This window comes from Nitrospirota bacterium, from assembly GCA_004296885.1.
GTDB lineage: Bacteria > Nitrospirota > Nitrospiria > Nitrospirales > Nitrospiraceae > SYGV01.
Genome location: SCVN01000023.1, coordinates 136,622 through 157,161, shown reverse-complemented (window position 1 = coordinate 157,161; position 20,540 = coordinate 136,622). Strand labels below are relative to the sequence as shown.

The window sequence follows — 20,540 nt, the reverse complement described above, 5'->3', positions numbered from 1 at the left end:
ACGCGGCTCCCTGCTTGACCACCTATGGCCCCATTGAAAAGCTCACCCAGTCCGGCAGCCAGAAGACCGGGGATGGGGCCAGGATGATGATGGCCTGTCTGTAACCAGCCCAGTAGTCGTGGCAGGACGTTGATTTCACCGCCAACATTCCTCGCCAGGGTGCGGCATGTCGCTCATTGTGGATGAACATCGCGAGTACCTCTCGGATCACAACCGGGTGGAGGCGTTCCGGCGGGCGATCGACGAGGTCGTCAAGCCAGGGTCGGTCGTCGTGGACCTGGGCGCCGGGTCTGGCATCATGGGGTTGCTCGCCTGCCGCGCCGGCGCCGCACGGGTCTATGCCATTGAGTCCACCGAGTTGATCGGGTTGACGGAGGAAATCTGCCGCGCCAACGGCTTTCAGGACCGGGTCCGTTTCATCAAGGACTTTTCGACCCATGTCCGGTTGCCGGAACGGGCCGATGTCGTGGTGGCCGACCAGATCGGGCAGTTCGGATTCGAGGCGGGCATATTCGAATACTTCAGCGACGCGCACGAGCGGTTCCTCAAGCCGGGCGGAGTCCTCATTCCCTCGCGTATCGATCTGTTCGTGTCGCTCGTGTCGCACCGGCCCCTCTGGGAGCAGGCGGACTTTTGGAATCATGCTCCCGCCGGCTTCAATTTCACACCGGCCCATGCCATTGCCGCCAACACCGGCTATCCCTTCAAGTTTACGCCGGAGCAGATTCTTAGCCGACCGGCGCTGCTGACCTCCCTGGACACGGCCAAATCGCCGGCCTCTCTTTCGGGCCTGGAAACCTGGCTTGTCGCCGACCGTGACGGGCCGCTGCATGGCATCGGCGGCTGGTTCTCCGCCCAACTCTCGCCTCGGATCACCATGACCAACTCTCCGCTGGTTGCCGATGCGATTCACCGCCGGAACGTGTTCTTGCCGATCGACCGACCGGTGCAGTTGGCCAAAGGAGACCGGGTCAAGGTTGCCATGCAGATCCGTCCCCAGGATTCGATGGTGTCCTGGACGGTGGAAGTCCGGGGAACGGAAGCGGAGACGAGACAAACCGACCGTGCGCCGAAAGCCCGCTTTTCCCATTCCACGTTCCAGGGAATGCTCCTCTCCAAAGAGTCCATGGAGAAAACCAGGCCTGGGTTTGTGCCGAGGCTCACTCCTAGGGGCCTGGCCCGCCGCTCGATTCTGGAACTCTGCGACGGACAGCGCCGGCTGGGGGACATCGAACAGGAAATCTACCGCCGCCATCCTGACTTGTTCCGCTCCCCTGCCGAGGCGGCCGTGTTTGTGGCCGAAGTCGTCACCGGGTATACCCAATGATCGTTCGCGCAGAATCCTGCGCCCCCCCGTTGTTCTATTACGCCTATGGGCTGACCCTCGGCAGCGACCTGCCCCTGCCCGAGTTGTTCACTTCCCCCCGGACTGTTCACCATACCCGGCCGGATATCCTGGTCACCGTGGGTTCCAGACATGGCCCTCACCCCTCTCCCATCACTCCGTTCCTGACCAGGCGCAGCGCCTCCGGCGGCGTGTGGATGCAACATGCCAGGACCGAGGACGGCTATCTGCTCCGGTTTCCGGACTATGCAGATTTTTATGTGGCGGCCGATGGCCGGACCGTCGCCATCCAGGCGAGCGAGGGCACGAGCGAAGACACGCTGCGCCACTTTCTCCTGGACCAGGTCCTGCCGCCGGTGCTCACCTTGCATGGTCAGCAGGCGATCCATGCCACGGCAGTCTTGACGCAAGCCGGCGTCTGCGCCTTTACCGGACCGGCCGGCACAGGCAAGTCCACACTGGCGGCCAGCTTCCAGTTCGCCGGCATTCCCCTCATCAGCGACGATTGCCTGATTCTGGAACCACAACCGGACCGAGTGGTGGCTCGCCCTGCCTATCCCGGTTTGCGGCTCTTGGACGACGCCCTCGAAGCCTTGTGTGCCGCCGATTGCACGACATTGCCTGTTGCCCAATATACCTCCAAGCGGCGTCCGGTCCTGGAACCGTCTGGCCCCGGCTTCCCTGCCGGGCAATACCCACTGGCGAGAATCTATTGCCTGTCTCGCGAGGACTGCGGCGACGAGGGGGCGGCAGCCCGGGAGCGCATCGAGCCGGTCAGCCAACAGGAGGCATTTCTGGAGCTGCTGCGTTCCACGTTTACGCTCGACTCCGAAGATCGGGGCGTCATGCTCCGGCAATTCCGGTGGCTGGATCAGGTGGCTTCCCTGGTTCTTGTGCGGAGGCTCCACGTCCCCAGCCGCTTTGAGGCCCTTGCCTCCGTCCGCGACAGCATCCTGGCCGACCTCGGATCTCCATGATCGCCCCGGCTCTCAATTCCTTTTTGATGAGCTTGCTGACCGATGCGGCAGGCCCAGCCGTCCCGCCCCCGCCCGAGGATCTGGCGCAGTGGGAATCCCTGATCGAAGACGCGGAAGCGGAGGGTCTCACGCAACTCCTCTCAGGCTGGCTGCATGCCTTGCCGGAGCGGCGCAGAACCTTTGCCGCGGCGGTCGAATTGATCAGACCGATCTTGGTCAAGATCGCGGCGCAGAACCTCGTCCTGGCGGAGGAACTCTCTTCGCTCCTCCGCCGATTCCAGGATCACCGGCTCCCTTGCATCCCGATCCGCGGCCCGGCGCTGGCGGAGCAACTCTACGGAGACGTGACCGCCAGGGCCATGGGAGACCTGGACCTGCTCGTGCCGCGGGACCGCTTGCCGGAGATTGCAGGACTCCTTACGGACGCCGGCTATCGGGAAATCGACCGGCGTCCGGGATTTGCCCGGACTTTTTCCTACACGCTCGAGTTTGTCAAAAAACGCCACGGATGGATCTACGTGGAGCCCCACTGGACGATCGCCTACCCGCCTGTCGCCGACCGGATCGACATGGATTCGGTCTGGCAGCGGGCGGTGCCGGGCCACGTCGCTGGCGTGAACACGCTGCTACTGAACCGAACCGACCTCCTGCTGCACCTCTGCTTTCATCTGCTGCACAAGAGGGAGCAAGCCCCGCTGCTCTGGTGGCGCGAGTTGGCCCTCCTCATCCGCCAGGAGCCGGCCGCGATCGACTGGGCTCAGGTCCTGCGCATGGCCAAGCAGACAGGCCAGGGCGAGTTGCTGGCTGAGACGCTCGGTCAGGTCCGCGCGCTCTTCCGCTCGCCCGTTCCCGAACCGGTGCTGGCTCAACTGGCGGTTCAGCCGGAGCAAACGTCGAGAAACTTCCTGCGCCGGCGACTCGCGCCTCTCTTGCGAGGTGATTCCTGCGTGGATGGACGCGAGAGTCTGGCACAACTGCTGGTTCTGAAGGGATTCCCGGCCAAGTGGCGCTATGCCTGCGGGATTCTCTTTCCCTCCTCGGAGTTCATGCGGGCCCACTATGGACTGACCGGCCGACCCTGGCTCGGCTACCACTATGCCGCCCGCCTCCTGCACCTTCTTTGGGAAGGCGGCAAAGGGCTCGCCGAGCTGGCGTTGCGGCCCTCATCCCGTCAAAGTTCACTTCGCTAAGCTGCGCTTCTCGAGTCATCTTTTTGCGCCCCTCGTCCGTAGAATGTTAAGATGCGCGCCACGGTTTCGAGGGCTGATTCGACTCCCCAACGAGCATGGATTCCTCGGCCAGACCAGCGTCCGCCCTATCCCCCGACCTCTTGGCGCAAGTGGCCAAGGGGAGCCAACAAGCATTCGAAGAGCTCTACGACCAGTCCAGCGCGCTACTGTATACGCTCGCCGTCAGGATTCTCGGAGACCGGGATGAAGCCACCGAGCTGTTGCAAGAGATCTATCTGGAGGTCTGGCGCAAGGTGGCCCGGTACGATGTCGGCCGCGGCTCGCCGATGGCTTGGCTGGTCACATTGGCCCGCAGCCGGGCGATCGATCGGCTCCGGTCGCGTGCAAGCAAGGGCTATGGCACGACCGACCCGATCGACGAACAACTGGCCGCGCAATTGTCGAATCACGATCCAAGCCCACTGGAAGACCGACAACAGACGGAACTGCGCACGTCGGTTCGAAAAGCCTTGGCGGAGCTGCCCGAGGGGCAGCAGCAAGCCCTGGAGCTGGCCTATTTCGAAGGGCTCTCCCACACGGAAATCGCGGAACGGTTGCGCCAGCCGGTGGGAACGATCAAGACCAGGATCAAACTCGGCATGACCAAGCTGAAGATATCGTTACAGCCATGGATCGACTGAGCCGTGACAACGTCATCGCATGTGAGTAGGAATCGCCATCGTGTCGCACGAAGTCTTTGAAGAACACATTGCCTCCTACGCGGCCGGAGCCTTGGAGCGGCCGGAGCGGCAGGCCATCGAGGCGCACCTGTTGACCGGCTGCCAGGTCTGCCATGCAGCACTCAAAGAGGCGCGCAAGGTGGCGGGGCTGCTGCCCTACTCGTTGCCCCTCCAATCGGCGCCGGCGCGGCTCAAAGCAAGCCTCATGAGATCGTTGGCCCAGGAATCTTCCCCACAACCCTCCCTCGTTCCTCAGTCCAAGCCGACGCTTGAACCGGGCGGCTGGGTCAAGCACCTGCTCCCGCCCCCGCCGACCTGGCGCACGCACCCGGCCGTTGCGGCCCTGCTCCTCGTTCTCCTGGCGGGGACGGCCTTCTACGCTCTGTCGGTTCAGCACCAGGCCGCGACGGCCGTCGAAGAACGGCAACGGATCGAAACGGCCCTGCATATGGAATCCGGACGGATAGAGATGTTGCAAGGCCAGCTCATGGAACAGGAACGGCTGCTGACGGACATGCAGGAGGAGTTCAATCGTGGGGCCGGCAATCTCGGCGAATTGAAGGACCTCTTGGTCCGCCAGGAAGCCGAAGTGACGCACCTGCGGGCCCAGGTAGCAAGCCGCGAGCAAGAAACGGCCGGCTTGCGCAAAGCGCTGGCACAGAGGGATGAAATGCTGGCCTTTCTGCGGTCACCGAACGTGAAGGCCGTATCCTTGGCCGGGTCGGCGATGGCCAAATCCGCCGGCGCCCTCTTGCTCTACGATCCGGATACCAAGAAGGCCTTCCTCTATGCCTTTAACCTGCCGGCCCTGCCGGCCGGAAAGACCTATCAACTCTGGGCGATCGTGGACAAACCGGTGAGCGCCGGCATCTTTTCCACCGACACAGGCCATAAGAGCCGCTTTATCATCCGCAGCATGCCCGATCCGACCACTATCACAAAGTTTGCCGTGAGCCTGGAGCCGGAAGGGGGCCGTCCCCAACCGACCGGTGAGATATACCTGCTCGGGCAACTCTGAGATCACCCGGCCGAGATGCTCTTTCCTTGACAGTTCTTCCCGACACGGATACAAGAACCAGACTTCCATGAACCAGGCGCAACAAGACAGTCGGGCCGGCTGGCGGCGGCAGGACAACCGAGGATATCGTGTGGATGGGCAAGGGAACAGGGCGGATTATCGGACCGGCGTGGCATGCCGGATGGCTCTGCCTCTGCCTCCTCGCCTGTCCCAACCCCGCTGTGGCGCTTGAGAAATACGGCCGCCCCCTCCCTGCCATCGGCGAGGTACAGGAAGAAGGGGTCGCCCATTCAGAGGAGAAGGAGGAGCATTGGGTTCGCGGCTACCTCCTCTCGTCGGTTCTCGTGGATAATCCCACCTTTGCCGCCCGGCCGGACAATACCGGTTTAGCCGGTCTCCGGCACATGGTCCATCTGGAAACGGATCTCTACAAGGAATACCTCCAGTTCTATACGGACCAGAATTTCTTCTCGGACCGCAAGAAGGGATGGATCATCCTGACGGAATGGGACCAGACGTACGCCTTCACCGGCTCCTGGAACAACCTGGGCTGGCGGGTGCAGTACGAGCAGGACGCGCCGCTGGACCGGAGCGGCCTCAAGCAGACCTACGGGGACACGTTGCTCACCTACCGCATGACCGAGGCAAACCAGTGGTCCTGGTGGCGCTCGGTGTTCCCCAAACAGAACATCTCCGCCTACGCGGGCGCGGGCTGGCTGTTCTACAACCAAAGCTACTTCGCCCGGCCCGACAATACCGGCCGCGCCCTCTACCGGTACGTCGCCCATGCGGACATCGACCTTTACCGGAACCTGGTCGTATTGTTCGTGGACACAAACTTTTTCACGGACCGGACCAGCGGCCACGCAATCCGGCCCTCCGAGATGGATTGGATCACCGGCCTCGCCCTGCGCTGGAGGGACGCGGAGATCAGCCTCTACCACGAGGAGGATCAACCGATCGACCGTGCCGGCTTGGTGCAACGCTACACGGCCATCCAACTCCGAGTCGAATTTGAATTCTTCCATCGCTAAGGACCGCTAGGGCTTCTCCGTACGGGGTGGCTGTGTTAAGATAGCGCCCGCTGAAGACGAGGGGAGCCGTGTGACCGCCGATGAGTTTTATCGCCGACAAAGACCTTGAATATATGCAGCTGGCGTTGGAGCAGGCCAGACTGGCACCGGCGCTCGGCGAAGTGCCGATCGCCGCCGTGTTGGTGCTCGATGGACAGGTGCTGGCCCAGGTTCATAATTTTCGGGAGATCTGGCAGGACCCGACCGCCCATGCGGAAGTAGTGGCCATCCGGGAGGCCGCGACCAAGCTCGGGAGCTGGCGGCTGACCGGGACGACCCTGTATGTCACGGTCGAGCCCTGTTCCATGTGTGCCGGCGCCATCATCCAGTCCCGCATCTCCCGGCTGGTCTTCGGCACCAAGGACCCCAAAGCCGGCGCCTGCGGATCTGTGTTCAACCTGCCGGATGAACGGCGCCTGAACCATCGCGTGCAGGTCGTGGGCGGGGTCCTCGAGCGGGAAAGTCAGGAGTTGATGCAGGCGTTTTTTCGCGGCCTGCGCGACGGAGTGAGTGAACGAGCTGGATGACTCCCTTTTGTCATGTAATCGGAGGAGAGGTGCGAGAGTGGCCGAATCGGGCAGTCTCGAAAACTGCTGTCTGGGCAACTGGACCGTGGGTTCGAATCCCACCCTCTCCGCCACCCCGAACTTGTTTGGCGGGAGCCGCGCTCAGCGGCGATCCGCAGCGAATCTCACTTCGCACCGGGCAATGGCGCGCCAGTTGTACCAGCGTGCGATGATTTCCATCCCCATGAGAAGGTGTCGCTGCGCGACGTTCTTCCGCCATGCCAAGCTTGCTGAGCCAGCCGCGCTCATGATTCGCGCGACCGGAGAAACACCTCCAGCATCTTGGGATGTTGTTACATCGAGCTTGCAAGTCGGCAGTCTGTGGATTAAATGCCTGGCGGCCTGAGCATCCCCTCACGCAGGCGGTCATGATTCAACTCACACGCTCCAGCACCATCTGCACCTATTCTCCTGAAGAATTGGATGACCTGCGACAACTCTTCGACCGGCAGCACTGCGTTCGACTCCCGCAACTGCTGGAGCCTTCCCTCCTGCAATTCATCCAGCGCCAGATCGAGCAGACGGCCTTCGATGAATTTACCGATGTCAATGCGGAAACGGGGCAACCCTGGGGGCTGGAGTGGCGCTTGCGGCGTGGCACCTCATGGGGCTTGCTGCATCTGCTTGCCAACGATCCCCGGCTCTTCCAGATCATTCGCCAGATTACCGGCTGCGCCCCGATAGGATGCTTCTCCGGAAGGGTCTACCGTGTCGTCCCGGGACACAACCACTATGATTCCTGGCATGACGATTGTAGCGATCATCGCATGATCGCCATGAGTGTCAATTTGAGCAGGGAGATCTATTCGGGCGGAGTCTTGCAATTACGCAACGTGTCTTCGGGCGAGGTCATACACGAGGTGGCCAACACGGGATTCGGCGATGCCATTATTTTTCGAATCGACGACTCGCTGGAACACCGACTCACCGATATCGCCGGCACCTACGCCAAGACGGCGTTTGCCGGCTGGTTTTGCAGCCAGCCGAACTTTATCGATATGCTGCCAAAGAAGTGAGGGCCGCCTCCTCCTAGGCGTCGCCGCACCCGCGATCCGTCGATGGCACAGCCGGTGAATCGTCCCACCCGCAATGGGTCTTCCGCCCAACATGATGGAGGGCGCACAGAGGCCGACGAGGCCTGAAGGGACATTGCTCCCAAACCGGCAGGTAAAATGTCCCGGAAGCAATGGAAACGATTGCCCCTACCCTCCGGCGCTTTGCCAAGGGGCAACGGATGCGAGGGAGGCTGTGCCTGTCAGCCTCGGAGGGCTACTTGCAGTTTCGCGAGGAGGTCCGTTCTGGCTTGTTCGCTCAGAGGTGTGGGCTGGTGGGGATGGCCCCAAACCGCGTCGAGCGGCACCGGATCGTCGGCCAGCCTGGGGATGACGTGCCAGTGGATATGCGGAAGCTGATTCCCGAGCAGCCCGTAGTTGACCTTCACCGGATGGAACTCCTCCGCCAGCACTCGGGCCATGGCGGCCACCTCCTCGATCACCTGGCTGCGTTCTTCTCTGGTCAGCTCATACAACTCCCTCGCATGTCGTTTGAGGACCATCACGGTCCAACCGGGAAAGAACTGGTCTTCAAACAGATAAGCCACGGTCAGGCCAAGATCGGCGATCCGATGATCCTGTGATGGCCAGCGACCGTCACAGGCTTTGCATGTCAGGCTGCGTTCAGTCATGCCTTGCCTCCATGGCCCGAACCGCCAGGGCCTTGCGGACCGCCACCATGGCCAGCGTGTCCCGTTCGCAATATTGCAACAACGCGTCCCGCAATCGTTCCTTCTCCACCCAATCGGTTTCTTCGAAGGCCATCTGCTGGTAGGCCCGGGCGGCGGTGCCCCCTTCCCTGATCTCCAGATCCTGGTAGCTCAGGTCCGGCACCAAGGCGGGCAAGACGGACTTGATCGAAAAGGAGCCGCCAAACGCGGGATGGTAATAATGCGCTTTGACGATCGTGAGCAAATCCCACAAGCGGGCCATGGCCTGCGCGAGATCGGCCCTCAGCGACGGCAAGGCGTCGGCCAGCCGCTGCAGCACGGTCCGCTCATAATCGGAGTAGACGCAAATGCTGCCCTCTCGCCCGAGGGATTCGAGCAAGGTGACCGCAAACTCTTCACGCGGATCGTCCGGATTGCGGCAGAGATAGGCCTCGTGCCTGACCTGCCCATCTTGCGTCTCGATGTGATTGGACCATTGCGTCGGAATGGTCTGATAGGGCCTGGTCATCGGGAATTTCGGAATGGCGGGCATGAACGTTTCAAAGTCGAGGTGATGGACGGGAAAGCGGACGGACGAGAGCGCGTCGTTCAGGCGCGCATCGACCCATTCGACATTGTCCTTGACGCGGCGCTGCACGGACGAGAGCTTGACGTCGTGCGGAATGGCATCAATGGTCTCGACGCCCTGACGGACCAGCCGCTCGACCGTCTGCGCGTTTCCCGGCAAGTGATAAATCCAGCGGGCCGGTTTCTCTTTCGTGCAATGGTCCCAGAAGGGACAATCATAGGGCTGGTGGCAGTGACGGCCCGGCTCGATGGAAGGCGGGATCGGCGCTTGCAACATGGTTTTCATCCGGGCCAGGCGCGGGGCGACGTCCGGTTCCAGCGCGGCGACCTGAGTGGAGAGGTCTTGCAGGGAAAACAGCTGCGTCAAATCCAGGGGGCCTCCCGGATAAACATACTGCGTATTGATATGCATGAGCCACGTGCCGTCCAGCGTGAGACCCGCCCCCCGCAACACATGGGCTTGAATCGCCAGATCGCTGACGTGGATGTCCTTCGCCCGGCTCGAGGATTTCACCTCGATGAGGCGCCAGGCGTCCGGGCCGCCGGAAGCCGACGCGACCCGTTCGAGGATATCTACGCGAACCAGGACCCGGTCATATTCCAGAGCCCCCTCGAATATCGCCGGCACCGCCGGATCGGCGAGCAAGGCGGCGGTCTGGCGCAATGCCTCCGTCGGATGGCGATGGTCGGCCGTCACCAGGACGCCGCCGGGGAAACGCCGGCGGGCCAGTTCGCCGACTTCCGTTCCCATGTCCAGGATCGCCTGGGTCTGTTCGTCTGGGGCGGTCGCCAAGGTCGGCGCATGGATTTCCAGATAGAGCCGTTTCTGACATTGCAATCCGGAGAGGTATTTCGATTTGGAGAGCCGGGCTGTTCCCGGCGGAGTGTGAGACATTGGGTCTGGGAGGATAGCCATGGTCGCGTGCCGCAGCGAGCGATGTCCTCAACTTGACGGAGATGGCTGAGGGTCGCAGTTCACGGATGGCCTGGTGTCCCTCCCCGGCCCTTTGGAAACCTGTAAGCGCCCGACCCCTTTGACATTGGCGCAGAGGTCCCCGAGGCCCGGCGCGATCAGCCGGAACGGGCCGCCTTTTTGTTCCGGAAGCGGGGCTCCGTCCAATTCGTAGATTAATATCCCATGTTCCACCGCCTGGGCAATGGTCAGGCAGGCGGCAAACTTGCCGTCCAGGGAATGGAACGTGACATGGTCGGCGCCGATGGCCAAGGCCGGCACTTCGAGCAAACCCTTGACCCGCACGCCTCTTCCCTTAAACCCTGACGCAAGCCTGTTCACATCCGGCACTTGATGCTCGGCTGGAAGCTTGGCAATGGCATCCAGGCCGAGCTGAATCGGTTGAATGACGTCCCCGTCGATCCTGAGGATTCCCGGCCCGCTCCGTTCGCGCTCCGTGATCACCTTGATCGTCGCCGTGAGGGCTTCGTTCAACGGGACCGGAATGCCCAGCTCATGCCCCAGTGTGACGATATGGCCGTTGAGGGTATCGATCTCTGTCGGCCGGCCGGCCTTCCAATCGTCGTACATGGAAGTGTGGATGTCCCTGATCTCCTGGGACCAGCGTACCACCTTGTCGGCGATATCCTCGCTCAACGGAACTTTCAGCGTGGCCGCGACCGCCGCCACTTCCCCGACAATCTGGCGGATCACCGGCAGCATTTCCGGATGATCCAGGGCTTTCGCGATCCGATCGTTGATCAAGACCGTCAGGGGATTGAAGACGCAGTTCCAGCACATCTTTTCCCACTTGGCGCGGCGGATGTCGTCCATCAGATGGCAGGGGACGCCCGCCTGCTTGAACAAGTCGGCGATCGCCAGGAGCCGCGGACTCTTGTTCCCCATCAGCTCGCCGATAGACACAGCGCCACGCTTGTAATGTTCGATCACGCCCGGCTCGACGATTTTGGAATAAATGAACGCGACCCCGCCTACGACGCAATCCCGCTTGAGGCGACTCAGAAGCCGATCCTCCACATCCACGCCGTTCTGAAGCGTGAGCAGGACCGTCCGGTCGGTCAAGACCGGCTCGAGCTGATCCAACGTGGCATCCAAATCATACGCCTTGACGGCGAGAATGATGAGATCGGGTTTGGGCAGCTCGCGAGGGTCGGAGGCGCAGGGCGGCCGGACGGTGAACGTTCCGGAGGCGCTCCGGATCGTCAATCCGTTCGCCTGAACGGCCCGCAAGGTGCGCGGCCGCAGCAGGAACGAAACGTTGGGATTCTGTTTGGCCAGGTGGGCGCCGAAGAAGCCGCCGACGGACCCGGCGCCGACGACCATGATCTGTTGCATCACGTAGCCTCAGTCTATCAAGTTGGAAAGTCCCTGAGTCATAAAGTCAAAAACTTTCAGACTTTAAGACTTTCCGACTTCGCGACGGTTCTGTTTGATCACTATAGCACGCGCCTTGTGAGGGGCAAAGTCGCTATAATAGCGCCATGGCATCATCGCCCTCTATTCTCGAAGCCAAATCCAGGCTTGCCCGCGCCCGTTCCATCGCCGTGCTCACCGGCGCCGGCATCTCAGCCGACAGCGGCATTCCCACATTCCGCGGCGCGGACGGGCTCTGGCGCAATTTTCGGGCCGAGGACTTGGCCACGCCGGACGCCTTTGCACGCGATCCCCGTCTCGTGTGGGAATGGTACAACTGGCGTCGGGAATTGATCGCGACCAAGCAGCCGAACGCGGGGCATCGGGCGCTGGTGGAGCTGGAACAACGACACGAACGGTTCCTGCTGATCACGCAGAACGTGGACGGCCTGCACCGGGCCGCAGGATCGAACAAGCTCTTGGAGATTCACGGCAACATCTGGAAGGTCCGCTGCACCGCTTGCCGACAAGTTGAGGAAAACCGGGACGTGCCGATCGCCATTCTGCCCCACTGCCGAGCCTGCCATGGTTTGGTGCGGCCGCATATTGTCTGGTTCGGCGAAGCGCTGGAAGAAGACGCTTTGGACCGGAGCATGGAAGCCGTCGCCTCCTGCGAAGTCCTGCTGATCATCGGCACCTCGGGGGTGGTGAACCCGGCCGCCTCGTTTTCGGGCATCGCCAAAGCCGCCGGGGCCTTCGTGATCGAGATCAACCTGGAGGAGCAGCCCCAGTCGGCCATGGTGGACCTTATGATCGGTGGCAGGGCAGCTGAAACCGTCCCGCTCCTGCTGTAGCCCGCTTACAACCAGGTGATTGCCCCCGGCACCTCATCCAGCCCCTTGATCGTCGTCGACTGCCCCTGGTGGACTCCCTCGCGATCCAGGAGCAGCCCTGTCAGACGGGCCGCGCGGGCCCCTTCCAAGTCGTCTTTCAGACTATCCCCGACATGAACCGCCTCTTCCGCATCCACGGCATGTTTGTCGAGCGCCAGACGAAAGATTTTCGGGGCCGGCTTGGCCGCGCGCGACAGACTGGAGATCGTGACGGTATCGAACAGATCGGTCAGGCCCAGCCCCTTGAGGACGGTAAAGAGCCTGGTGTCGAAGTTGGAAATGATGCCGAGCTCGAACCCTTGCTCCTTCAGACTTTTTAACGTAGCCAGCGTATCCGGGTAGAGCGCCCAATGTTGGGGGCCGGCAAAGGCTTCGTAGACCCGGTCGAAGTAGTCGTCGAATCCCTCGAACATCCCCACCCGGTAGAACACATTGTGGACGATGTCGAACCACCAGAGCCGCTCGCATTGTTTCAGTTCGACCGGATCGCTCACGGCAAAGAGCGGCGGCGGGGCATCATGGAACGCACGCTTGAACGCGTCATTGACGGCCTGCGTCAGTTCGGGTGTCCGGCGTATGCCGAACGGCTCGGCGTGGGACAGATACACTTCGGCCACCGAGCCCTTGACGTGAAACAGAGTGCCGGCTGCATCAAAAAACACGACTTTGATTCGGCTCACAGGTCCATCCTTGCATGGCGTTGACTGTGGGATGCGAGAATTGTAGCGACAGGATTGAAACGAAGTCAAAACCTCCGGACGGGGCCGGTTTCTTGACAAGCAGAGGGGCCTCTGCTAGCTTGCCGATACTCCAATAAAATTAGGAGGTTCGGTGCCTACACGACTGCTGCTGGTTGATGCGGACTCAGCGGTGCAGCGCATGGTCGAGCAAACCAGCCTGTCCCTGGGCTTGGACGCTGTCTGCTTCAAGGATGCCGTGACGGCGCTGGATGCGATCGGACGACTCAAACCAGCGTTGGTAATTACGGACTACCGGCTGACCGGCGCCACGTTCATTTCGTTCTGTGAGCGGCTGGCAGGGATGGAACTTGCCCCCTCCCCGCCGATCATGGCGCTGATCACTTCGGAAGACCAGTTCGACGAGGCGGAGCTGCGCTTTCTCGGAGTCAAATCGTTCGTCCACAAACCTCCCCAACTCGATGACCTGCTCCGGACCGTCCGGCAACTCTGCACTGAACTCGGCCTGAGTTTGGCCGATCCCAAAGAGCGAAATTCGGCACGGCACGCCCAGACGACGCCATCGGAATCGGCGGCTCTGGCTGACGTGGTTGCTCGTGAAGTCGGCCGGCAGCTGCCGCGCCTGTTGCAGACCGAGTTGCCGAGCCAGATTGCCCTGGCCTATCCGCGTGAAGACATGACATTGATCGCCATGGAAGCGGTGCAGCAGGCCTTGCCGGACATCTCCCACCAACTGATCGCGGACCTTAAACCCATGATTGAGGAACGCGTGACCGACATCACGGAACGACTGCTGCGGGAACTACTGGATAAGCGCTTGGCCGAACAGCCGCTCGACGGCACGAGCCAAGGGACCTGAAGAGCGGAACGCCCCCAACGGCAGATGGCGGGAGGACAACCGACAGGAAACCGAGAACCAAGGGATTCCGGCCCTGCCCGAATGAGCCCTAGCGCTTCGCGCGCTTGGCCTTCCTGGCTTTGGCTAACCCCTTCACCCGCTTGATGTTCTTGCGGTGCTTCTTCCGAACCTTCCGATCTTTCTCGCGTCCTCGTGCCATAGCCCACGATCTCCTGGTTGACCACACGTATCACGTATCCAAACGGCGCGATGTATAGCACACTCCTCTTCTCTCGCACAAGCGATTTACACAGGAAAGGACGCACGCGCGCTGGCGCCGGGCACGGCGGCGCCTTGCCGGTGCCGGAGGGGCATGTTAAGATGCGCCCCACGTAAACGCAGCCTCTCCACCTTTATGATCGTGGCGTTATTTGATGGCCTCCCGGCAACTCGAGAAGACCTATGAGCCCAAGCAGGTCGAAGAGCGGTGGTACCGGTTCTGGATCGACCGGGGTTACTTCCGCGCCTCCGCCGACCGTCCGCAAACACCCTACACCATCGTCATTCCGCCTCCCAACGTCACCGGCTCTCTGCACGTCGGCCACGCGCTGAACAACTCCTTGCAGGACATTCTGATCCGCTGGCGACGCATGCAGGGGCGCAATACCCTCTGGATGCCCGGAACGGACCATGCCGGCATCGCCACGCAGAACGTCGTCGAGCGGCAGCTGATGGCCGAGGGCACCTCGCGGGAAGCCCTTGGCCGCGACGCGTTTATCCGGCGGGTCTGGGACTGGAAGGCCCAGTCCGGCGGCATCATCATCCAACAGCTGAAACGGTTGGGCGCGTCCTGCGATTGGGACCGGCTGCGCTTCACGATGGATGAGGGCCTCTCCCTGGCGGTCCGCGAGGTCTTTGTCCGCCTTCACGAAGAGAGCCTGATCTACCGGGGTGAACGGCTGATCAACTGGTGCCCCCGATGTCTCACGGCCCTGTCGGACATCGAAGTCGAGCACGAGGAAACGTCCGGCAAGCTCTATCACATCTACTATCCGCTGGCCGACGATCCACAGACCAAATTAATCGTCGCCACGACCAGGCCGGAGACGCTGCTGGGCGACACGGCCGTAGCGGTGCATCCGGACGACCCCCGCTACAAGCATCTCATCGGCAAGCAGGTTCGCTTGCCCTTGACCCAACGGACGATCCCGATCGTCGGCGACCCGATTCTGGTGGATCGGGAGTTCGGCACCGGCGTGGTCAAGATTACGCCCGCGCACGACTTTAACGACTTCGAGGCCGGCGAACGGCACGGCCTTCCACGCCTGCCGATTCTGGATCACCAGGCCCGCCTCGATCCTGTCGGATTGCGGGCCGCCGCGGTGGAGCAAGCGGTCATTGAGGCCGTCGAGTTGCTGCGCGTCAACCAAGCCAGGCCGAAGATCGAGGCGCTCCTGCAGGAACGAGGGCTGCTGGCAACCGTCGAAGCCCACAAGATGGCACTGGGCAAGTGCTACCGATGCAAGACTGTGGTCGAGCCCTACCTCTCGCCCCAGTGGTTCGTCAAGATCAAGCCGCTGGCGGAGCCGGCGATCAAGGCGGTGGAGGACGGCCGCATCCGTCTGATTCCGGAGGCCTGGACCAACAACTATCTCGGCTGGATGCGCGACATCAAAGACTGGTGCATTTCGCGGCAAATCTGGTGGGGCCACCAGATTCCCGCCTGGTATTGCCGCTCTTGCAACGCCGATGCGATTCTGGAAACCGCGCACGAAGGCATGGCCACGACCGAGGCGCAAGCCCTGCCCAAGGCTTCGCGCAAACGCGTCACGATCCTGTCGAATGCCACGCCCCTGGTCATGCGGACCCAGCCGACCGGCTGTCCGACCTGCGGCGGGAGCGATTTCCTTCAGGACCCGGACGTGCTGGACACCTGGTTTTCGTCGGCCCTCTGGCCATTTTCAACTCTGGGCTGGCCTGAGCAGACCCCCGAACTCAAAACCTTCTACCCGACGTCCACCCTCGTCACCGGCCTGGACATTTTGTTCTTTTGGGTCGCCCGCATGATCATGATGGGACTCAAATTCACGGGCCAGGTTCCGTTCCGCGACGTCTACATCCATGCCCTGGTCCGGGACGCGGAAGGCCAGAAGATGAGCAAGTCCAAAGGGAACGTGATCGATCCCTTGAGCGTGATGGACCGGTACGGCACCGACGCCTTGCGGTTTACCCTGGCCTCCATGGCCTCGCCTGGCCGCGACATCAAACTGGCCGAGGAGCGGATCGAAGGTTACCGCAATTTTGCGAACAAGATCTGGAACGCCGCCCGGTTCATCCTGATGCATATAGACGGACCCAGAGCTATGGCCCCGCTCGCCGCCCGATCCTTTGCCGACCGCTGGATCATGAGCCGCCTGAACCACACGATCCGGGACGTCAACACGTCCCTGGAACAGTACCGGTTCGACCAAGCGGCCAGCCGGCTCTATCAATTCATCTGGCACGAGTACTGCGACTGGTACCTGGAGCTGGTGAAACCCTCTCTCCAGGATAAGGAATCGCCCGAGGCCGGCCGGACCAGGCAGACCCTTCTCGAGTCGTTCGAAACGCTGTTGCGCTTGCTCCACCCCTTCATGCCCTTTCTCACGGAGGAAGTCTGGCAGACGGTCCCGCACGAAGGGGACAGCATCGTCACCCAGCCCTACCCGAGTCCGAGCCCTGACCGGGACTCCAAGGACGCCGAAGCGTCCTTCGCCGTTCTGGAACAGTTCGTGACGACGGTACGAACCGGACGAGCCTTGCTCAATTATCAACCGAGCAAGAAAGTCACCCTCTACGGAGCGGCGGTAGGAGAGGAACACTGCACACGATTAAAGGATCTTCACGCCTGTCTCGAACACCTCAGTCGCGGCACGGTGCAGTTGACCGCCATCGACACATGGCCGACCGACAAGGTGCTTCGCCTGGTCACGGAAGGGATCTCGGCTGGGTTGGCCGTGGAAGGAGAGGTCGATCTCGAGAGCGTGCTCCAAAAACTTCAGAAGCAGCACAAAGAGAATCGCCAGGAAGCAAAACGGATCGAAGGCAAGCTCGGCAATGCCGAGTTCACTGCAAAAGCTCCGAGCGAAGTCATTCACGAACACCGCGATCGCGTCAGAATCCTTGAGCAGGAAAGCCGATTGCTCACCAGCAGCGAAACGCAGTTGCGCGCCATGATACCAGCCAAGGATTAGATGCCTGTTCCCTCAACCGAGCAGATTCGAACGGCGATCCGCCGGGCCCTGGACGAAGATCTCGCCTGGGGCGACGTGACGACCGCCGCCCTCTTTCCCGCCCCGATCCCGGCCCGCGGCACCGTCACGGCTCATCAGAAACTCGTCCTTGCCGGGATGGCCGTGGCGCGGGAAGTCTTCACGACGGTGGATCCCAGAATGCGGGTCGTCCGGGCGCTCAAAGACGGAACCCCGGTCAAGAAGGGTCAGATCGTGCTCACGGTCCAGGGCGACGCCCGTTCGCTCCTGATGGCGGAGCGGGTGGCTCTGAACTTCCTCCAACACCTGTCTGGCATCGCCACCTTGACCGGACAGTTTTGCCACGCCGTCCGCGGCGGTCGCGCCACGATCCTGGATACGAGAAAAACCACGCCCGGACTGCGTATCTTGCAGAAATGGGCCGTGACACTGGGCGGAGGGCAGAACCATCGGCACTCCCTGGGGGACGGCATTTTGATTAAGGACAACCATCTGCTGCTGTTGCAAGGCCGACACATCGGCATCGCCCAGGCCTGCATGCTCGCTCGCAAGCACGCGCCGCATGGACTCCGGATCAGCGTCGAAGTTCAGACCCTCGAGCAAACGCGGGAGGCCTTGCGCGGGGAGGCCGACGTGATTCTGTTGGACAACATGACGCCGTCCCTCGTGCGGAAAGCGGTCGCGCTCATCCACGGCAGAGCCTTGACGGAGGTCTCCGGAGGGGTCACCCTTCAGAATGTTCGCGAAATGGCCGAGGCCGGGGCGGACTTCATTTCCATCGGCGCCTTGACCCACTCGGCCCCGGCGGCCGACCTCAGCATGGATATCCTGCCTCTCCGCCTTCCCGGACAACCTCGCAAACAAGGACGGTAAGCCAATGGCCTCCCCTCTCGCCCAGCCTCTGACCCGAGAAGCGATCCAAGCCCTCTTGCGCACCAAGCGATTCGGCCGCACCCTGCATGTGTTGCAGGAAACCACTTCGACCAACCATGAAGCCATGAAACTGGCCCAGCAGGGAGCCCCGGACGGCACCGTTCTTGTGGCTGAGACACAGACCGCGGGCAAGGGACGGTTGGGGCGCAGCTGGTATTCGCCGCCAGGAGACAATCTCTATTGTTCCGTGATCCTGCGGAACCAACCAGCTGACAATCTGACCGGATGGCTCTCAGTAATTCCGCTCCTGTCGGCCGTGGCGGTCGCCAGGGCCATACAGCGGGTGGCTGATCTTAAACCCTTGCTCAAGTGGCCGAACGATATCCTGGCCGGAGACCGCAAACTAGGCGGGCTGCTCTGCGAAAGCAGCCTGTCCGGCCCATCCACGACCTTCGTCGTCGTCGGAATCGGGCTCAACGTCAACGGCAGCAGAGAAGGATTTCCGGAGGACATCCGCGATATCGCCACCTCCATCGCCGCCGAGACCGGCCGTCCATGCGACCGGGCCTCGCTCTTGGCGTCCATCCTCTTGGAACTTGAGCTCTACTCCGAAACCCTGCTGACCAGGCCCCCCGATACATTTCTGAGCGAATATGCCCGGCTCTGTTCAACGCTAGGGCGAAGAGTCAGGGTCTCCCTCTCTGAAGGACAGACCATCGAAGGGCTGGCCGATTCCATCGCGCCGGATGGCTCGCTTCGTATCGTCCGCGATCCGGCTTCCGGAGGCGGCACGATCGAGGTGCGCGCCGGAGACGTGATCCACCTGCGCTAGCAGAACGTAAAAGGTGAAAGGTAAGCAGTGAAACGACACCCCTTCTTGCGATGCGTTTCACCCTCCCTTTCACGTTTCACCTTTCACACCTCACGAACTAAGAATGCTGCTGACCATCGATATCGGCAACTCTAACGTCGTCTGGGGTCTGTTCCGGCAGCAGACCCTGATCGGTCATTGGCGCTCGGATACCGATCCAGCAAGGACCGCAGGAGACTATGGGAACTTGCTGGCCCATCATCTCCGGAACGTCGGCCGGTCCGCAGAAGCAATTAACGATGCGATCCTTTGCAGTGTCGTCCCCGCATTGCTCCCGGCTTTCGAGCAGATGGCAAAGGATCTGTCCCACCGCAAGCCGCTGGTCGTATCCTCCGACATGGATACGGGCCTCACGCTTCACTATGCCGATCCGCGCGAACTCGGGGCCGACCGCCTGGTCAACGCCGCTGCCGCCTATGACCGGTACAAGACCAGCCTCATCGTGGTGGACTTGGGCACCGCCACCACTTTCTCCGTCATTACCGGGCGAGGCGACTTCCTAGGCGGTGCCATCGCACCCGGTCTCGGCATTGGGGCCGAGGTACTCTCCGCCAGAACCGCCCAACTGCCAAAAGTTACCCTGCTCCAGCCCAAGACCGTCATCGGTCGGGATACCGTCAGCAGCATTCAGTCCGGACTGATTTACGGGCATGCTTCCATGGTGGATGATCTCATCGCCAGGCTTCAGGATGAATCTGGACAACAGTCATTGGTGGTCGCAACCGGTGGATTTTCCTCGCTACTTGCCCCCTGCTCCCGCAAGATTCAGGAAGTCAGGCCCTATCTGACGCTGGAAGGGCTGGAGCTGCTTCATCGCCGTACCAGAGGCCAAACCAAAACCTGAGACCGGACTTCAGACAACAGGAATACAGGCTCTCTTGCCTCACCCCCGTCAGCCACCCCTAAGTCTTGAACAAAATTGAGCCTCCCCGTTGACTTTATGGTGCCTGTGGCTATCTCAGCCCAGGGTTGGTGCATCTCGTGAACAAAGACAAAGAAAAATCAAGTTCTATCAATGAGTTAGATTCTATCCCTGCCGGGGACTTCCCCCCGGAGAAGGGGGGGGGAGAGCGGCAAGGCTCAGACGATGACTTGAAACAAGCCTTGGCCTCAAAAACGGAAGAAGCCCAGGCCCTCCACGACAAACATTTACGGCTGGCTGCCGAATTCGAGAACTATAAACGGTTGGCGCAAAAAGACCAGCGGGACTATGCCCGCTTCGCCAATGAAAGCTTGCTGAAAGATCTGTTGCCGATTATCGACAATCTTGAGCGGGCGATCAAAGCCGCCAAAGAGGCTCCCAAGGAAGGAGCCAAGACCGGCAGTCTGATTGAAGGCGTCGAGCTTACGCTCAAGCAGTTCATGGACCTGCTGGCCAAAGCCGGTGTTCGCCAGATCACCAGCGTCGGTGAGCAATTTGATCCAGCCCGGCACCAAGCCGTGGCTCGGGTGGAGTCCGTGGGCGCTGCGGACAATACGGTCGTCGAGGAATTTCAAAAGGGGTATCTCTTGCACGAACGGATGTTGCGGGCGGCCATGGTCACGGTGGCCAGCGCTCCGACAAGCAACCAGGAGCATTCTTCAACCGGCACGGCGTAGACAAACGGCCGCG

The 20,540-nt window shown here is 61.6% G+C and carries 19 protein-coding genes and 1 tRNA gene; 16 read left to right on the top strand and 4 right to left on the bottom strand.

All coding sequences use genetic code 11. The features are described 5' to 3' along the window. Positions 1-166: 166 nt before the first annotated feature. The 9 genes from EPO61_13845 to EPO61_13805 all read left to right on the top strand — a co-directional run bounded on the left by EPO61_13845 (position 167) and on the right by EPO61_13805 (position 7,904). Entirely contained in the window at positions 167-1,327 is a 1,161-nt protein-coding gene (locus tag EPO61_13845) for a hypothetical protein (GenBank protein TAJ07058.1), read from the top strand. Next, the gene (locus EPO61_13840; GenBank protein ID TAJ07057.1) at positions 1,324-2,322 is read left to right on the top strand and encodes a hypothetical protein; all 999 of its coding nucleotides are present in this window, start codon (positions 1,324-1,326) and stop codon (positions 2,320-2,322) included. The genes EPO61_13845 and EPO61_13840 overlap by 4 nt, the downstream gene beginning before the upstream one ends. Further along, the gene (locus EPO61_13835) at positions 2,319-3,512 is read left to right on the top strand and encodes a hypothetical protein (protein ID TAJ07056.1); all 1,194 of its coding nucleotides are present in this window, start codon (positions 2,319-2,321) and stop codon (positions 3,510-3,512) included. The genes EPO61_13840 and EPO61_13835 overlap by 4 nt, the downstream gene beginning before the upstream one ends. Positions 3,513-3,607: 95 nt before the next feature. Further along, positions 3,608-4,192 (top strand): sigma-70 family RNA polymerase sigma factor, encoded by a 585-nt coding sequence (locus EPO61_13830; protein ID TAJ07055.1) that lies wholly within the window; start codon positions 3,608-3,610, stop codon positions 4,190-4,192. Positions 4,193-4,232: 40 nt separating this feature from the next. Next, the gene (locus tag EPO61_13825) at positions 4,233-5,249 is read left to right on the top strand and encodes a hypothetical protein (GenBank protein TAJ07054.1); all 1,017 of its coding nucleotides are present in this window, start codon (positions 4,233-4,235) and stop codon (positions 5,247-5,249) included. A gap of 134 nt (positions 5,250-5,383) precedes the next feature. Next, positions 5,384-6,283, top strand: a complete 900-nt coding sequence (locus EPO61_13820) for a hypothetical protein (GenBank protein ID TAJ07053.1) — start codon at positions 5,384-5,386, stop codon at positions 6,281-6,283. 80 nt (positions 6,284-6,363) lie between these two features. Beyond that, complete coding sequence (locus EPO61_13815; protein TAJ07052.1) at positions 6,364-6,849, top strand: nucleoside deaminase; 486 nt, start codon at positions 6,364-6,366, stop codon at positions 6,847-6,849. A 23-nt stretch (positions 6,850-6,872) separates the two neighbouring features. Beyond that, a tRNA-Ser gene (locus EPO61_13810) sits at positions 6,873-6,962 on the top strand. Between the two features lie 213 nt (positions 6,963-7,175). Further along, complete coding sequence (locus EPO61_13805; GenBank protein ID TAJ07051.1) at positions 7,176-7,904, top strand: 2OG-Fe(II) oxygenase; 729 nt, start codon at positions 7,176-7,178, stop codon at positions 7,902-7,904. Positions 7,905-8,143: 239 nt separating this feature from the next. Here EPO61_13805 and EPO61_13800 read toward each other — a convergent pair whose 3' ends face one another. Genes EPO61_13800 through EPO61_13790 form a run of 3 tightly spaced genes read right to left on the bottom strand, consistent with a single transcriptional unit; the run spans position 8,144 to position 11,489 of the window. After that, positions 8,144-8,572 carry an HIT family protein gene (locus tag EPO61_13800; protein TAJ07050.1) on the bottom strand — a complete coding sequence of 143 codons (429 nt, stop codon included), beginning with the start codon at positions 8,570-8,572 and terminating at the stop codon, positions 8,144-8,146. Further along, positions 8,565-10,094, bottom strand: a complete 1,530-nt coding sequence (locus EPO61_13795; GenBank protein TAJ07049.1) for a DUF2779 domain-containing protein — start codon at positions 10,092-10,094, stop codon at positions 8,565-8,567. Before EPO61_13795 ends, EPO61_13800 begins: the two co-directional genes overlap by 8 nt. Positions 10,095-10,121: 27 nt before the next feature. Next, entirely contained in the window at positions 10,122-11,489 is a 1,368-nt protein-coding gene (locus EPO61_13790; GenBank protein ID TAJ07048.1) for a 2-dehydropantoate 2-reductase, read from the bottom strand. A 143-nt stretch (positions 11,490-11,632) separates the two neighbouring features. On the opposite strand from EPO61_13790, the gene EPO61_13785 reads away from it, so the two are divergent. Next, complete coding sequence (locus tag EPO61_13785) at positions 11,633-12,358, top strand: NAD-dependent deacylase (protein TAJ07047.1); 726 nt, start codon at positions 11,633-11,635, stop codon at positions 12,356-12,358. A gap of 5 nt (positions 12,359-12,363) precedes the next feature. Here the strand turns inward: EPO61_13785 and EPO61_13780 are convergent, their stop codons facing one another. Beyond that, entirely contained in the window at positions 12,364-13,176 is an 813-nt protein-coding gene (locus EPO61_13780) for an HAD family hydrolase (GenBank protein TAJ07046.1), read from the bottom strand. Between the two features lie 52 nt (positions 13,177-13,228). Between EPO61_13780 and EPO61_13775 the strand changes: the two genes are divergently transcribed. The 6 genes from EPO61_13775 to grpE all read left to right on the top strand — a co-directional run bounded on the left by EPO61_13775 (position 13,229) and on the right by grpE (position 20,527). Next, complete coding sequence (locus EPO61_13775; protein ID TAJ07045.1) at positions 13,229-13,954, top strand: response regulator; 726 nt, start codon at positions 13,229-13,231, stop codon at positions 13,952-13,954. 413 nt (positions 13,955-14,367) lie between these two features. After that, on the top strand, positions 14,368-17,166 hold the full coding sequence (locus EPO61_13770) for a valine--tRNA ligase (protein ID TAJ07044.1): 2,799 nt from the start codon (positions 14,368-14,370) through the stop codon (positions 17,164-17,166). Next, positions 17,167-18,057, top strand: a complete 891-nt coding sequence (gene nadC, locus EPO61_13765; GenBank protein ID TAJ07043.1) for a carboxylating nicotinate-nucleotide diphosphorylase — start codon at positions 17,167-17,169, stop codon at positions 18,055-18,057. It abuts the gene before it with no gap. Between the two features lie 4 nt (positions 18,058-18,061). Then, a complete protein-coding gene (locus EPO61_13760) occupies positions 18,062-18,889 on the top strand; it encodes a biotin--[acetyl-CoA-carboxylase] ligase (GenBank protein ID TAJ07042.1) in 828 nt (275 codons plus the stop codon). A 103-nt stretch (positions 18,890-18,992) separates the two neighbouring features. Continuing rightward, positions 18,993-19,772 (top strand): type III pantothenate kinase, encoded by a 780-nt coding sequence (locus EPO61_13755; protein TAJ07041.1) that lies wholly within the window; start codon positions 18,993-18,995, stop codon positions 19,770-19,772. A gap of 125 nt (positions 19,773-19,897) precedes the next feature. After that, positions 19,898-20,527 (top strand): nucleotide exchange factor GrpE, encoded by a 630-nt coding sequence (grpE, locus tag EPO61_13750; GenBank protein ID TAJ07040.1) that lies wholly within the window; start codon positions 19,898-19,900, stop codon positions 20,525-20,527. The last annotated feature ends 13 nt before the right edge of the window (positions 20,528-20,540 follow it).

Coding starts and splice junctions, on each gene's coding strand:
- EPO61_13845 (TAJ07058.1), top strand. CDS start 167: ATGTCGCTCATTGTGGATGAACATCGCGAGTACCTCTCGGATCACAAC.
- EPO61_13840 (TAJ07057.1), top strand. CDS start 1,324: ATGATCGTTCGCGCAGAATCCTGCGCCCCCCCGTTGTTCTATTACGCC.
- EPO61_13835 (TAJ07056.1), top strand. CDS start 2,319: ATGATCGCCCCGGCTCTCAATTCCTTTTTGATGAGCTTGCTGACCGAT.
- EPO61_13830 (TAJ07055.1), top strand. CDS start 3,608: ATGGATTCCTCGGCCAGACCAGCGTCCGCCCTATCCCCCGACCTCTTG.
- EPO61_13820 (TAJ07053.1), top strand. CDS start 5,384: ATGGGCAAGGGAACAGGGCGGATTATCGGACCGGCGTGGCATGCCGGA.
- EPO61_13815 (TAJ07052.1), top strand. CDS start 6,364: ATGAGTTTTATCGCCGACAAAGACCTTGAATATATGCAGCTGGCGTTG.
- EPO61_13805 (TAJ07051.1), top strand. CDS start 7,176: ATGTTGTTACATCGAGCTTGCAAGTCGGCAGTCTGTGGATTAAATGCC.
- EPO61_13800 (TAJ07050.1), bottom strand. CDS start 8,572: ATGACTGAACGCAGCCTGACATGCAAAGCCTGTGACGGTCGCTGGCCA.
- EPO61_13795 (TAJ07049.1), bottom strand. CDS start 10,094: ATGGCTATCCTCCCAGACCCAATGTCTCACACTCCGCCGGGAACAGCC.
- EPO61_13785 (TAJ07047.1), top strand. CDS start 11,633: ATGGCATCATCGCCCTCTATTCTCGAAGCCAAATCCAGGCTTGCCCGC.
- EPO61_13770 (TAJ07044.1), top strand. CDS start 14,368: ATGGCCTCCCGGCAACTCGAGAAGACCTATGAGCCCAAGCAGGTCGAA.
- nadC (TAJ07043.1), top strand. CDS start 17,167: ATGCCTGTTCCCTCAACCGAGCAGATTCGAACGGCGATCCGCCGGGCC.
- EPO61_13760 (TAJ07042.1), top strand. CDS start 18,062: ATGGCCTCCCCTCTCGCCCAGCCTCTGACCCGAGAAGCGATCCAAGCC.
- EPO61_13755 (TAJ07041.1), top strand. CDS start 18,993: ATGCTGCTGACCATCGATATCGGCAACTCTAACGTCGTCTGGGGTCTG.